At 64.0% G+C, this 15,344-nt stretch carries 6 protein-coding genes; all 6 read left to right on the top strand.

Annotated features, from left to right (window positions below):
- The first annotated feature begins 15 nt into the window (after window positions 1-15).
- Entirely contained in the window at window positions 16-5,727 is a 5,712-nt protein-coding gene (locus NKH30_RS11580) for a HAMP domain-containing protein (protein ID WP_352501159.1), read from the top strand.
- Between the two features lie 52 nt (window positions 5,728-5,779).
- Window positions 5,780-7,846, top strand: a complete 2,067-nt coding sequence (locus tag NKH30_RS11575) for a PAS domain-containing hybrid sensor histidine kinase/response regulator (protein ID WP_352995499.1) — start codon at window positions 5,780-5,782, stop codon at window positions 7,844-7,846.
- Window positions 7,847-7,996: 150 nt separating this feature from the next.
- On the top strand, window positions 7,997-9,496 hold the full coding sequence (locus tag NKH30_RS11570) for a helicase HerA domain-containing protein (RefSeq protein ID WP_352813848.1): 1,500 nt from the start codon (window positions 7,997-7,999) through the stop codon (window positions 9,494-9,496).
- A gap of 496 nt (window positions 9,497-9,992) precedes the next feature.
- A complete protein-coding gene (locus NKH30_RS11565; RefSeq protein ID WP_352470181.1) occupies window positions 9,993-11,099 on the top strand; it encodes an efflux RND transporter periplasmic adaptor subunit in 1,107 nt (368 codons plus the stop codon).
- Window positions 11,096-14,299 (top strand): efflux RND transporter permease subunit, encoded by a 3,204-nt coding sequence (locus tag NKH30_RS11560; protein WP_352540391.1) that lies wholly within the window; start codon window positions 11,096-11,098, stop codon window positions 14,297-14,299. Before NKH30_RS11565 ends, NKH30_RS11560 begins: the two co-directional genes overlap by 4 nt.
- Window positions 14,300-14,742: 443 nt before the next feature.
- Entirely contained in the window at window positions 14,743-15,342 is a 600-nt protein-coding gene (locus NKH30_RS11555) for an ANTAR domain-containing response regulator (RefSeq protein WP_023676288.1), read from the top strand.
- Window positions 15,343-15,344 lie beyond the last annotated feature (2 nt).

Below are 15,344 nucleotides of genomic sequence, written 5' to 3'. Positions count from 1 at the left end.
AGGGGCGCTGTGAGCGTGCTTGCATCCACAAGGCAATTGGACCGTCGTCAAATACTGAACGCGCTGAAGGCTTTTCGGAGCGGTGATTTCTCCGTTCGCATCGACAATGTCTACGCCGGCCTTGATTCCGAGATCGCCGACACCTTCAACGAAATCGTAGAACTCAACGATCAGGTCACGCGCGAGTTCGAACGCCTCAGCAAGGTCGTCGGCAAGGATGGCCGGATCGGCGAACGCGGCCGTGTCCGCAACGCCACCGGCAGTTGGGAATCGAGCGTCCGTTCCGTCAACGATCTGATCGAGGACATGGTTCAGCCGACGGCCGAAGTGGCGCGCGTCATCGGCGCGGTGGCCAAGGGTGACCTGTCGCAGACGATGATGGTCGAAATCGACGGCCGGCAGCTGCGCGGCGAGTTTCTGCGCATCGGCAAGATCGTCAACACCATGGTCGGGCAACTGGCCTCCTTCGCCTCGGAAGTGACGCGCGTGGCGCGCGAGGTCGGCACCGAAGGCAAGCTGGGCGGCCAGGCTCGCGTGAAAGGTGTGGCCGGAACCTGGAAGGACCTGACCGACAACGTCAACGCCATGGCGACGAACCTGACCGGGCAGGTGCGCAACATCGCCGAGGTGACGACCGCCGTCGCTTCCGGCGACCTGTCGAAGAAGATTACCGTCGACGTGAAAGGCGAAATCCTCGAACTCAAGAACACCATCAACACGATGGTCGACCAGCTCAATTCCTTCGCCTCGGAAGTGACGCGCGTCGCGCGCGAAGTCGGTACAGAAGGCAAGCTCGGCGGTCAGGCGCGCGTCGAAGGTGTCGGCGGCACCTGGAAGGACCTGACCGACAACGTGAACCTGATGGCCGAAAATCTGACAGGCCAGGTGCGCAATATCGCCGAGGTGACCACGGCCGTGGCGCTTGGCGACCTGTCGAAGAAAATCACGGTCGACGTCAAGGGCGAGATCCTCGAACTGAAATCGACCATCAACACCATGGTCGACCAGCTGAACTCATTTGCCGGCGAAGTGACGCGTGTCGCCCGCGAGGTCGGCACCGAGGGCAAGCTCGGCGGCCAGGCTCAGGTGCGCGGCGTCGCCGGCACCTGGAAGGACTTGACCGACAACGTCAATTCGATGGCCGAGAACCTGACCGGCCAGGTCCGCAACATCGCCGAGGTGACGACTGCGGTCGCTTCGGGCGACTTGTCGAAGAAGATCACCGTCGCCGTGCAGGGCGAAATCCTCGAGCTCAAGGACACCATCAACACGATGGTCGACCAGCTCAATTCCTTCGCCTCGGAAGTGACGCGTGTGGCGCGCGAGGTCGGAACCGAAGGCAAGCTCGGCGGCCAGGCCGAGGTGAAGGGCGTCGGCGGCACCTGGAAGGACCTGACCGATAACGTCAACCTGATGGCCGCCAACCTGACCGGCCAGGTCCGCAACATCGCCGAGGTGACGACCGCCGTTGCCCGCGGCGACCTGTCGAAGAAGATCACCGTCGACGTCAAGGGCGAAATCCTCGAGCTCAAGGACACCGTCAACACGATGGTCGATCAGCTCAATTCCTTCGCCTCGGAAGTGACGCGTGTGGCGCGCGAAGTGGGGTCGGAGGGCAAGCTCGGCGGTCAGGCGCATGTCGAGGGCGTCGGCGGCACCTGGAAAGATTTGACCGACAACGTCAATGCCATGGCCGGCAATCTGACCGTGCAATTACGCGACGTCTCCAAGGTAGCAACCGCGATTGCGACCGGCGACCTGACCCAGAAGATCACCGTCGATGCATTGGGCGAGATCCTGCAGATCAAGGACGTCATCAATACGATGGTCGACCAGCTGAATTCCTTCGCCTCCGAGGTGACGCGCGTGGCGCGCGAAGTCGGTTCGGACGGCAAGCTCGGCGGCCAGGCGCAGGTGCGCGGCGTCGCCGGCACCTGGAAAGACCTGACCGACAACGTCAATGCGATGGCCGCCAATCTGACCGGCCAGGTGCGCAACATCGCCGAGGTGACGACGGCAGTGGCGCTGGGCGACCTGTCGAAGAAGATCACCGTCGATGTGCGCGGCGAGATCCTCGAGCTGAAGGACACCATCAATACGATGGTCGACCAGCTGAATTCCTTTGCCTCGGAGGTGACGCGCGTGGCGCGCGAGGTCGGCACCGAAGGCAAGCTCGGCGGCCAGGCGCAGGTGCGCGGCGTTGCCGGCACCTGGAAGGATCTGACCGACAATGTGAATTCGATGGCCGAGAACCTGACCGGCCAGGTCCGCAACATCGCCGAGGTGACCACCGCTGTGGCGCGCGGCGACCTGTCGAAGAAGATCACCGTCGACGTCAAGGGCGAGATCCTGGAGCTGAAATCGACGATCAACACCATGGTCGACCAGCTGAACTCCTTTGCCGGCGAAGTGACGCGTGTCGCCCGCGAGGTCGGCACCGAGGGCAAGCTCGGCGGCCAGGCGCGGGTCGAGGGCGTCGCCGGCACCTGGAAGGACCTGACCGACAACGTCAATCTGATGGCGACGAACCTGACCAACCAGGTGCGCGGCATCGCCGATGTCGTGACCGCGGTCGCGCAAGGCAATCTCAAGCGCAAGCTGACGGTCGATGCCAAGGGCGAGATCGCCTCGCTCGCCGACACCATCAACGGCATGATCGAGACGCTGGCGACCTTCGCCGACCAGGTGACCAACGTCGCCCGCGAAGTGGGCATCGAAGGCAAGCTCGGCGGCCAGGCCCGGGTGCCCGGCGCTGCCGGCCTTTGGCGCGACCTGACCGACAACGTCAATCAGCTCGCGGCCAACCTGACCACCCAGGTGCGCGCCATCGCCGAGGTGTCGACGGCGGTGACCAAGGGCGATCTGACCCGCTCGATCAGCGTCCAGGCCTCCGGCGAGGTGGCGGCGCTGAAAGACAACATCAACGAGATGATCCGCAATCTGAAGGACCAGACGCTGAAGAATGCCGAGCAGGACTGGCTGAAGACCAATCTCGCCCGCTTCTCGCGCATGCTGCAGGGCGAGCGTGACCTGGCCACGGTCTCGCGCCTCATCATGTCCGAACTCGCCCCGCTGGTGAATGCGCAATATGGCGTGTTCTATGTGACCAACCGCGACGAGGATGAATTCTATCTGGAGCTCGCCGCCTCCTATGGCGCCGAAAGCAAGGCGGAAATCAAGCAACGCCTCGATCTGCGTGAAGGGCTTGTCGGGCAGAGTGCCGCCGACAAGCGCGCCATCATGCTGGACAATGTGCCGCCGAATTTCCTGCGCGTTACCTCCGGCCTTGGCAATGCCGCGCCGGCGAACGTGATCATTCTTCCGGCTCTGTTCGAGGACGAGGTGAAGGCCGTCATCGAACTCGCCTCGTTCAGCGAATTCCGCGACACGCACCAGTCCTTCCTCAACCAGCTGATGGAATCCGTCGGCATCGTTCTCAACACCATCGCCGCCACCATGCGTACCGAAGGCCTGCTCAAGCAGTCGCAGCTGCTGACCTCGGAATTGCAGGCGCGTCAGACCGAACTGACCAAGAAGCAGGAGGAGCTGCACGCCACCAACGAGGAGCTGCAGGAAAAGGCGCAGCTGCTCGAGAACGAAAAGAAGCAGGTGGAGAACAAGAACCTGGAAATCGAGATGGCGCGGCGGGCGCTGGAGGAGAAGGCCGAGCAGCTGGCGCTTACCTCGAAATACAAGTCGGAATTCCTCGCCAATATGAGCCACGAACTGCGCACGCCGCTGAACTCGCTGCTCATCCTTTCAAACCTGCTCGCAACCAACCAGCAGGGCAATCTCAACGACAAGCAGGTCGAGTTCGCGCGCACCATCAATTCGGCCGGCACCGACCTTTTGAGCCTGATCAACGACATCCTCGACCTGTCGAAGATCGAATCGGGCACCGTCTCGATCGACATCAACGACATGCCGGTGGTGCATCTTCGCCAGCACATGGAGCGAACCTTCCGGCAACTGGCGACCGACAAGGGACTTGGCTTCACCATCAACGTCGATCCCGAGCTTCCGGAGACCGTCCGCACCGACGAGAAGCGATTGCAGCAAATCGTGCTCAACCTTTTGTCGAACGCGTTCAAGTTCACCTCGCAAGGCGAGGTCCGCTTGAATTTCCGGGCCGAAAAGGCGGGCCGTCACAACGGTTCGGCGCAACCCATGGAGGCGCTCGCGATCGTCGTCAGCGATACCGGCATCGGTATTCCGCAGGACAAGCAGAAGCTGATCTTCGAAGCCTTCCAGCAGGCCGACGGCACCACAAGCCGCAAATATGGCGGCACTGGGCTTGGGCTTTCGATCAGCCGGGAGATTGCCCGGCTGCTTGGCGGCGAATTGAGGGTCGAGAGCACGCCGGGCAAGGGTTCGACGTTCACTCTGGTCATTCCATTCGACGGACCCCGGATGGCCTTGGCCCCGCAAGCGGCGTTGCTGCCGGCGATGGAGGTGGCCGCGACGACGGCGCAGCCGAGCCCGCCGTCCTCCGAATTGCTCGATGACCGCGACACGATCTCGTCGGAAGATCGGGTCGTGCTGATCGTGGAGGACGACCCGACCTTCGGCGGTTTGCTGCTCGGCCTTGCACGTTCGGCCGGGCTGAAAGGCGTCCTGTCGACCGCGGGCTCCGGCACGCTGGCTTTGGCACGCAAGCTGGTTCCCGACGCGATCACGCTCGATCTCGGACTGTCGGATATCGACGGCTGGGTGCTGTTCGATCTGCTTCGCCATGACCCGAAAACCAAGGACATTCCCGTTCATGTCATCTCGGGCGCCGAAGACATCGAGGTGCTTGCCCGCAAGGGTGCATCCAGCATTTCAACCAAGCCCGTATCGTCGGACGAACTGATGAAGGTCTTCCAGGATATTCATTCCAGAAAGCTCCGCGTCCAGAGCCGCGTCCTGATTGCCGATCCCGATCCCGAGCGCCGCCTTTCGCTGATCGAGGCGATCCGCGACGGCGTCACCTCGGTCACCGCGATCGGCCGCGTCGCCGCGAATGCGGACGATATCGGCATCGCCAACTATGATGCCGTTGTGCTCGGCTTTGGCCGCTCGGCCAAGGACAACGCCCAGATGCTGGATGAGATTGCCGTCCTGTTCGGACAGTCGGTGTCGCGGCTGCTGTTCTTTGCGCCTCATCCGGAAGCGCTGCAACAGTCGCTCGCCTTGCATCCGGCATTGGCGGACGTTCCGCGGGCGGAGAATTTCGCGCAGCTGGCTCTCCTGATATCCGCGACGCTCCCGGGGCGAGGCCACGACAACAATAGTGCGGCAGCCGAACAGCCGGACAAGTTCGACCTCGCCGGCGCAAAGGTCCTCATCGTCGACGACGACATCCGCAACATCTATTCACTCACCAGCGTTCTCGAGACCTATGACATCCAGGTGCTGCATGCGGAGCGTGGCCGGGAAGGTATCGCGCTTCTGGAGCAGAGCCCGGACATCGATGCGGCACTGATCGATATCATGATGCCGGAAATGGATGGCTACGAGACGATGCGGCAGATCCGCAGCATGCCGGCGATCGCCCATATCCCGTTGATCTCGGTCACAGCCAAGGCAATGAAGGGCGACCGGCAGAAGTGCCTCGACGCCGGCGCCTCCGACTACATCGCCAAGCCTGTCGACCTTGATCTGCTGCTGGCATTGCTGCGTGTCTGGATCGGCCGTTCGCGATCCCGTGTTCATGGTCCGGAAAAGACGCTCATGGCAGTGAACTGACGGCCGCTCGATGCAGAAACTGTCGAGAAACGGAGCAAGGAAGCTGGAGGTTATGGCGCCGGCAGCAGGGCCGGCAAAGGCGCGCATCCTGGCCGTGGATGACGACGAGCGCAATCTGCTGGCGATCGGCGAGGTTCTGGCCCCTATCGGTGAAGTCGTCTGCGTGCAGTCGGGCGAAGAGGCGTTGCGCGCACTGCTGAAGGAGGATTTCGCAGTCATCCTGCTGGATGTGCTGATGCCCCGGCTGGATGGCTACGAGACCGCGGGATTGATCCGCCAGCGCGAGCAATCCAGGCGAACGCCGATAATTTTTCTCACCGCCATCAACAAGGAAGACGCGCACATGCTGCGCGGCTACGACGCCGGCGCGGTCGATTACGTGTTCAAGCCTTTCGACCAGGCCATGCTGCGTTCCAAGGTCGCCGTGTTCGTCGAACTTCATGAGAAGACGCTGGAAATCCAGCAAAAGGCGGCTGCCGAGCAACGGCTGCTGGCCCAGGCACTGCAGGCGCAGAAGGAAAAGCTCGAGGCCGAGCGAGCCCTGCGCAGCGCCCAGGAGCGGCAGCATGCCATTTTGAGCTCTCTTCCGGTCTGCTTCCACGCAAGGGCGGCGGAGCCGCCGTTCGGCGCCAGCTTTGTCACCGAAGGGGTCGAACGCCTGACCGGCTTTCCTGCCGAACGGCTGATCGCCGATCCAGGCTTCGGCCTGAGCCGGGTTCATCCCGACGATCTGCCGAGAGTGAGGGAGGTCCTGCTCGCAACCAAGGCCGCCGGCTCCTACACCTGCGAATTCCGCTGGCAATGCGCCGACGGCAATTACCGGATTTTTCTCGACCAGGGCGTCCTGTCGAATGGCTCCGACGGCGAAGAGCCTGAGATCCTCGGCACGTTGCTGGACGTTACCGAGCGGCGCGAGCTTGAGAACCAGCTGCTGCAATCGCAGCGCCTCGACGCGATCGGCAAGCTTACCGGCGGGCTGGCGCATGATTTCAACAATCTGCTTGCCGCAATTCTCAGCGGATTGGGATTGCTCGAGCGCCACGCCGAGTTCGATGGACAGACCAGGCAGGTTCTGGAACTGACACGCCGGTCGGCAAAACAAGGCGCCGAGCTCGTCAACCGCATGCTTGCGTTCTCGCGCCGCCAGACGCTGAGGCCGCAGGCCGTGCGCCTCGCCGCGCTCGGCGATACAATGAACGGGTTGGTGGCCCCGGTCCTGGGCGGCCTGATCCGTTTCGATTGGCTTGTCGACGACACTGTGTGGCCGGCGCATGTCGATGCCAGCCAGCTGGAGCTCGCGCTGATGAACCTGGTCTTCAACGCGCGCGATGCCATGCCGTCCGGCGGCACGATAATCGTGGAGGCGCAAAATCGAACGCTAGGCCGTGCAGCCGAGGATATTTCGGCGGGCGACTATGTCGTGGTCACCGTCAAGGACACCGGGTCGGGCATACCGGCTGACATTCTCGCCAAGGTCGTCGAACCGTTCTTCACCACAAAACCGGTCGGCAAGGGCACTGGCCTCGGTCTGAGCACGGTGCATGGTTTCGTCAAGCAATCGGGCGGCACGCTTCGCATTGAAAGCACCGTCGGCAGTGGAACATCCGTCCAGCTCTGGCTGCCGCGTTCAATCGAGCGTCCGGTCGAAATCCCCGAGAAATCCGATGCCGACGACAGCGTCGTGAATGCCGGCGAGGACTATCCATCGGTCCTGCTGATCGACGACAGCAACGTACTGCGGGAACTGACGGCGCAATCGCTTCGCCAACACGGCTTTGCGGTTACCTGTGCCGCGGGCGGTGCCGAAGCGCTGGCGATGATCGAGCGCGCGCCGTACGATTTCGATGTCATCGTCACCGATTTTGCCATGCCGCTCGTCTCGGGCCTGGAGGTCATTCGGTTCGCCCGCAATCTGCGGGCCGATTGGCCGGCGGTGATGATAACCGGATATGCCGATGCCGACGCGATCGCCGGCCGGCCCCCCGACGTGCCGCTGCTCGGCAAACCGCTGCGCGACAAGGATCTTGTGGAGAGCATTCTTGCAGCGGCCGCGCGCGCCGGCTCGCAGAAAGCCAGGCAGGCCCAGCCGGTGAAAGGCGGGTACCGGTTTTCGACCTGAGGAGACAAGCCTCATCGAATCGAAACGGTACGTTCCGTATCCTCGATCGTCCGCGACATCCAGCCTGTGCGCAACACGGAGCGCCGGCCATGCCGCGCTCGACGGGCTGTGATGCGATTGATAAGCCCTCTCCGCAAGGAGAGTCGAGACATGACCGTTGCGATCGAGATGGGCCAGACGAGCGCAGGCGCCCCGGCGGCGCTGGATCTCGAGGAGCTGCTGGCGACCCGCCTTTTGGTGCAGGGCAATTCGGGCTCCGGCAAGTCCCACCTGCTGCGCCGGCTCTTGGAGCAGAGCGCGCCCTGGGTGCAGCAGACCATCATCGACCCCGAAGGCGACTTCGTGACGCTGGGCGACCGTTTCGGCCACCTGGTGATCGACGCCGAGGAGCATACCGAGCGCGGCCTGCAGAGCGCCGGCGAGCGGGCGCGCATCCACCGCGTCTCCACGGTGCTCAATCTCGAGGGGCTCGACGCCGAGAACCAGATGCGGCGCGCCGCCGCCTTTCTCGGCGGGCTTTTCGAGGTCGCCCGCGACCACTGGTACCCGATGCTGGTGGTGGTTGACGAAGCGCAGCTGTTCGCGCCGGCTGTCGCCGGCGAGGTTTCCGACGAGGCGCGCAAGCTCTCGCTCGGCGCCATGACCAATTTGATGTGCCGCGGCCGCAAACGCGGGCTGGCCGGCATCATCGCCACCCAGCGGCTGGCCAAGCTTGCCAAGAACGTCGCGGCCGAGGCTTCCAATTTCCTCATGGGCCGGACCTTTCTCGATATCGACATGGCGCGCGCCGCCGACCTGCTCGGCATGGAGCGGCGCCAGGCGGAGGCTTTTCGCGACCTCGAGCGCGGGCAATTCATGGCGCTCGGCCCGGCGCTGTCGCGCCGTCCGCTGGGCTTGCGGATCGGCCCGACCGATACAAGTCCGCGCAACGCGACCCCGCGCCTGATGCCGCTGCCGGAATCGGCGTTGGAGGACGCGCGCGCGATCATCCTGGCGGCCCCGCCGCCCGAAACCGTCCGGCCGCAGCGCCGGTCGTCGCCGGACCTGCTCGACCAGCTGATGGCGGCGAAATCGGCGGCGCTGGAAATCCGCCCCGAAGCGGTGGAGCCGCCGATCAGCGCCGAGGATTTGGCGGAGCGCCGCGAGCGCGTCGACCGGGTGCTGCGCGCCGTGCTGGCGCAACCCGATGCCGGCTTCCGGGTCATCGGCGTGCTTTATCAGGAGTTCGTGGTCCGCTGCCGCATCGAGGGCCTCGCCTCGGTCGTGCCGGACCTGCCGGAGTTCCGCCGCATGCTGACCCGCGCCCGCGCCGGCCTCGGCTCCGACATGGCAGGCGATGACGCTTGGCAGGACGTCTCGGCGCGCGCCTCGCTGCTCCCCGAGGACATGCAAGGCGTGTTCATGATGATCGCCCGCGCCGCCAAGGAGGGCTGGCCCTGCCCGAGCGACGCGGCGATCGCCCGCGCCTACGGCTCGCACTCGCTACGCCGCGCCCGGCGCCTGCTGATATATATCGAGGAGCAGGGGCTGATCGTCTGCCAGCTCGACGGGGTTGGAAGGCGGACGGTGACGCTGGTGGAGCTCGCCTGGGCGACCGCGCCGGGCGATCCCAATGCAGAGGACGCGGAGCAGGGGAGGTTGGTGGTGTAAGGGCTGACGCGGTTTGGGCGAAAGCTGACGTCGCTCAACATCAGCAAGCGCCAGAGTGTTCATCGCCGAACCAGTACTCAGACGTCGCGTTTGGGGCCGATAGCGAAATGGCGGCTTTAACGTTTGAAGAAGGATTGCGGACGTTCAGCCCGACGGGACCAAGGTCTGTTCCCAGGTCTAGCCGCCCCCTCTCAATGGCATCCCCGGACCGCCTGGTGGATCTGCATCGCAAGTGGCGGGTGGCGGGGCAGCCACAGGGTGGACATTTCAGCCCACATCGAAAATGATCATGTTGCCATGCACAACACTGTAGTGCTCTGATTTCGACGAAAAGCCTGAGCGTAGAAGCGGATCAATCGACCTCCGGGTCCAGCGAGCGAGGACGCAAATGGACACCCAAGAGAATGGGCAATTGCATCGCGACGCGGACGGGCGACCCTGTCGATCGGCCGGCTGGCTTACCCGCGCCGCCGTGTCGGCGGCATTCCTGCTCGGCATGGCTTTCAGCAGCACTGCGTTTGCGCAGGACCAACAGTTACCCGTGGTGACGGCGGCCAAGCCGGTGGTCCGTGAAATCGTCGAAGACGACGAGTTCGTCGGGCGCTTCGAAGCCCTCGACCAGGTCGCCATCCGTTCGCGCGTCAGCGGCTATCTGGACAAGGTCAGCTTCCAGGACGGCGCACTGGTCAACAAGGGCGACCTGCTCTTCACCATCGATCAGCGTCCGTACCAGGCGGCTTATGATGCCGCCAAGTCGCAAGTGGACGTCGCCAAGAGTCTGCTCGAATTCTCCAAGATGCAGCTGGATCGCGCCGACGAACTCGCCAAGACCGGCAATATCTCAACCGCGACGGTCGACGACCGCCGGCGGGAATACCTTTCGGCGCAGGCGCAGATGCAGGGCGCGACGGCTGCGCTGACGACGGCCAGACTGAACATGGAATTCACCGAAATCAAGGCGCCCTTGTCCGGCCGCATCGACCGCCGGCTGGTGTCGGTCGGCAACCTCGTGCAGCCGGATTCCACCTTGCTGACGACCATCGTTACGCGCGATCCGATCGACTTCTATTTCGACGTCGATGAGCGCCTGTATTTCAGCTACGCCCGCGACGCGAAGGAGCGCGGCGGCAGCATGCAGGAAGGCGCCGGCGGGCTTGAGGTGGTGGTTCGCGTCGCCGACCGCGCGGAGGCGGTATTCAAAGGCAAGCTCGATTTTGCCGAGAACCGGATCGACAACGCGACCGGCACCATGCGGGTGCGTGCAAGGTTTCCCAACGCCGACGGCATTCTCCAGCCAGGCATGTTCGGGCGCATCAACGTGCCGGGGTCGCTGCCGCATAGCGGCGTGCTGGTGCCCGACGAGGCGATCGGCGCCGATCAGGATCGCCGCATCGTGTTCCTGGTGGATGAGGCCGGGATGGTGTCGGCGAAGCCCGTGCGCACCGGCCCGCTTCTCGACGGCTACCGGGTGATCCGCCAGGGCCTGACCGGCGATGAGACGATCATCGTCAACGGGCTGATGCACGCCAGGCCCGGCACCAAGGTCAAGGTCGAGATGGTGACGTTGCCGCCCAGGGCCGAGACCGCCGAGTTGCAGCAATGAGGTTCGCACATTTCTTCGTCGACCGTCCGATCTTCGCATCGGTCGTTTCGATCGTCCTGCTGATCCTCGGCGGGATTGCTTATACCCAGCTGCCGGTCGCGCAATATCCCGAGATCGCGCCGCCGACCATCGTCGTTCGCGCCCAGTATCCGGGCGCCGACGCCGAGACGGTCGCAGCGACGGTGGCAACGCCGATCGAGCAGGAGATCAACGGCGTCGAGGGCATGCTCTACATGTCGTCCTATTCGTCGGGCGACGGGGCGATGGCGCTGACCATCACCTTCAAGCTGGGCACCGATCTCGACCAGGCGCAGGTGCTGGTGCAGAACCGCGTGTCGGTCGCCGAGCCACGCCTGCCCGAAGAAGTCCGCCGCCTCGGCATCACCACCACCAAGACCTCGCCCGACCTGATGATGGTCGTGCACATGCTGTCGCCCGACAATACCTACGACCAACTCTACGTCTCGAACTACGCCCGCTCGCGGGTGCGCGACATATTGCTCAGACTAGACGGCGTCGGCGACCTCATCATCTTCGGCGAACGCGAATATTCGCTGCGCATCTGGCTCGATCCGGAAAAACTGTCCGCCCTGGGGATGACCTCGGGCGATGTGGTGCAGGCGCTGCGCGACCAGAATGTCCAGGTGTCGGGCGGCTCGATCGGCGCGCCGCCGACCAGCACCGGCACGGCGTTCCAGTACACGGTCACAACGCAAGGCCGCTTCAACGACGCACGCGACTTCCGATACGTGATCGTCAAATCGACCGACGACGGCCGCCTGATCTCGCTCCAGGACGTGGCGCGCATCGAGCTCGGCGCCAAGGATTACGTCACCAACTCCTATCTCAACGGCAAACCGGCGGTGGCGCTCGCCATCTTCCAGCGGCCGGGCACCAATGCGCTCGCCGCAGCCGCGGAGATCCAGGACAAGATGAAGGAGCTTTCCCGCGACTTCCCGAAGGGGTTGAGCTACGACATCGTCTACAATCCGACCGAGTTCGTCGCCGAGTCGATCCAGGAGGTCTACAAGACGATCCTCGAGGCGATGCTGCTGGTCATCATCGTCATCATCGTCTTCCTGCAATCGTGGCGCATGGCGATCGTGCCGATCGTGGCGATTCCCGTGTCGCTGATCGGCACGCTGGCGGTACTTTACGCCGCCGGCTTCTCGCTCAACATGCTGACGCTGTTCGGCCTCGTTCTGGCGATCGGCATCGTCGTCGACGATGCGATCGTCGTGGTCGAAAACGTCGAGCGCAATATCGCCAGAGGGCTGGCGCCCAGTCCGGCGTCGCACCTGACCATGGACGAAGTCGGAACGGCCGTCATCGCGATCTCGCTGGTGCTGATAGCCGTGTTCGTGCCGACAGCCTTCATCCCCGGCATTTCTGGGCAGTTCTATCTGCAGTTTGCTATCACCATCGCGGTGTCGACGGCGATCTCGGCATTCAATTCGCTGACGCTTTCGCCGGCGCTGGCCGCACTGCTGTTCAAGCCGCATCACGCCGCGGCGGCGCCGCCGCGCTTTTTCCTGGCGCGGTTCGGACGGGCGCTCGCCGACGGCTTCAATCGCGGCTTCGACAGGGTCGCCCATTGGTATTCGAGCATTATCCGCGTGCTGGTCGGCTCGTGGATAACGATGGCCGCCATGCTGGCCGTTTTCGCGGCCCTCATCTACGCCACGGTCTACATGGTGCAGGCGGTGCCGCGCGGTTTCATTCCGTCGCTTGACCAGGGCTATGCGATCGTCGTCGTCCAGTTGCCGGACGGCGCTTCGCTGTCGAGGACCGATTCGGTCATCCAGCAGGCGTCGCAGATCATCCAGAAAACGCCAGGCGTCGATTACGCTGTCGCCTTCGCCGGCTTCTCCGGCGCGACCTTCACCAACGCCAGCAACGCGGGCGTGATCTTCGCCAGGTTCAAGCCGTTTGACGAGCGACTGAAAGCCGGCCAGTCGGCGACCCAGGTCATCGGCAATCTGTTCGGCAGCCTGCAAAGCATCAAGGAAGCCTTCATTATCGCACTGCCACCGCCGCCGATCCGCGGCGTCGGCAATGCCGGCGGCTTCAAGCTGCAGATCCAGGAGCGCAACAGCGCCGACATGCGGCAGATCCTGGCGCTTGCCTACGAAATCGCCGGCAAGGCCAACAAGACGCCGGGGCTGACGGGCGTGTTCACCACCTTCTCCGCGTCGAGCCCGCAATTCTTCCTGGCGATCGATCGCGACAAGGCGCGCATCCTGAACGTGCCGATCCCCAACATCTTCGAGACGCTGTCGATCAATTTGGGCACCGCCTACGTCAACGACTTCAACGCGTTCGGGCGCGTCTACCAGGTGCGGGCGCAGGCCGACCAGGCGTTCCGCCTCGATCGCGCCGACATCTTGAAACTGAAGGTGCGCTCGGCGACCGGCGCGCTGGTTCCGCTCGGCACGTTGATCGAGATCCGCGACGTCACCGGCCCGGCGCTGGTCCAGCGCTACAACATGTACGTCTCAGTGCCGCTGCAGGGCAACGCCGCGCCCGGCGTTTCCACGGGCGACGCGCTGGCATTGATGGAAGGGATCACGGCAAAGACGCTGCCGGCCGGTACCTCCTATGAATGGACCGAACTCGCCTATCAGGAGCGCAACACCGGCAATGCCGCTGTCTATATCTTCGGACTGTCGGTGCTGTTCGTGTTCCTGGCGCTGGCGGCGCAATATGAAAGCTGGGTGCTGCCGTTCGCCATTGTGCTGGTGGTGCCGCTCGGCGTGCTCGCGGCGTTGCTCGGCGTGTCTTTCCGAGGGCTCGACAACAACATCCTCGTGCAGATCGGCCTCATCGTGCTGATCGGGCTTGCCGCGAAGAACGCGATCCTGATCGTCGAATTCGCGCGGCAGGCGCAGGAACGCGGGCTGTCGGCCGCCGAGGCTGCCGTCGAAGCCTGCCGGCTCAGGCTGCGGCCGATCCTGATGACCGCCTTCTCATTCATCCTCGGCGTCGTGCCGCTGATGATCGCAACGGGACCGGGCGCAGAAATGCGCCAGTCGCTCGGCACCGCGGTATTCTCCGGCATGCTCGGCGTCACCTTCGTCGGCCTGTTCCTGACGCCGGTGTTCTACGTCACGCTCAGGTCGCTGTTTTCACGGCGCAAGCCCCGTGCCGAGGCCGAACCTTCGGGGCCGGCAGAGGCGCCATCGGAGACGGCCGCCGAGTAGGGTTACGAATTCGCCGCGCGAGCGCGGTTATCACTCCAGAAAATCGGCGCGGCGCGGCAACGGCTACGATCTGCGCAACCTCGGCGTCGAGGTGCCGCGGAGACCCTGCTCGGTCTGATCCAGCCTGACAGCCGCATCCAGTTCAGCGAGACGATGCCGGGCGGAGAGGCCAATGCGATCTTCTATCTGGTCGACCAGGCGGGGCTTGAGGGCGCAACCGCGACCTCCGGAGTCCTCGCTTGCGATGTCTGCTTCCGCCCGACGCGATCACCGTGCGCCGACAGACCTGCAGGCAGCCGATCAGGCGGGTGCGGCGCCCGCGGCGTCAACTTCGTGGCGCCGGCCGTCGTCCAATTCCTCAGGCGGCGCCTGGACGCCGGCTTTGTTTCCGTGAATCTCGCCATGCCGCATTGCACAATCGTCTCGCCTGCGCAAAATGCGGCATGATCCGCAAATCCCTCACTGTTCTGGTGATCGATGAAAACCACATCCGCGCTTCGATAATCGAAGCGGGATTGCGGGAGGCCGGGCATCAGCAGGTCACGGTCATCCACGACGTCGCCGGCATCGCGCGGCGGATCGCCGAGATCGAACCCGACGTGATCGTCATCGATCTCGAAAATCCCAACCGCGACATGCTCGAAAACATGTTCCAGCTTTCGCGCGTGGTGAAGCGGCCGATCGCCATGTTCGTCGACCGCTCGGATCAGGCTTCGATCGAAGCTGCGGTGGAAGCGGGGGTATCGGCCTATGTCGTCGACGGCCTGCGCCAGGAGCGGGTCAAGCCGATCCTCGACATGGCGATCAGCCGCTTCAACGCCTTCTCGCGCATGGCGCGCGAACTGGAAGAAGCCCGCAGCGAGTTGGAGAGCCGCAAGGTGATCGATCGCGCCAAGGGCATCCTGATGAAATCGCGCGGCCTGTCGGAGGACGCGGCCTACACGCTGCTGCGCAAGACAGCCATGAACCAGAACCGCAAGATCGCCGAAATCGCGCAGAGCCTGGTGACGGCGGCAGGGCTTCTGGATCCCGAGGAGAGTTGAGA

Source organism: Mesorhizobium sp. M1273 (assembly GCF_040318195.1).
Taxonomy (GTDB): domain Bacteria; phylum Pseudomonadota; class Alphaproteobacteria; order Rhizobiales; family Rhizobiaceae; genus Mesorhizobium.
The sequence above is the reverse complement of the archived record's forward strand: the minus strand, read 5'-3'. Positions and strand labels throughout refer to the sequence as shown.

Coding starts and splice junctions, on each gene's coding strand:
- NKH30_RS11575 (WP_352995499.1), top strand. CDS start 5,780: ATGGCGCCGGCAGCAGGGCCGGCAAAGGCGCGCATCCTGGCCGTGGAT.
- NKH30_RS11570 (WP_352813848.1), top strand. CDS start 7,997: ATGACCGTTGCGATCGAGATGGGCCAGACGAGCGCAGGCGCCCCGGCG.
- NKH30_RS11565 (WP_352470181.1), top strand. CDS start 9,993: ATGGCTTTCAGCAGCACTGCGTTTGCGCAGGACCAACAGTTACCCGTG.
- NKH30_RS11560 (WP_352540391.1), top strand. CDS start 11,096: ATGAGGTTCGCACATTTCTTCGTCGACCGTCCGATCTTCGCATCGGTC.
- NKH30_RS11555 (WP_023676288.1), top strand. CDS start 14,743: ATGATCCGCAAATCCCTCACTGTTCTGGTGATCGATGAAAACCACATC.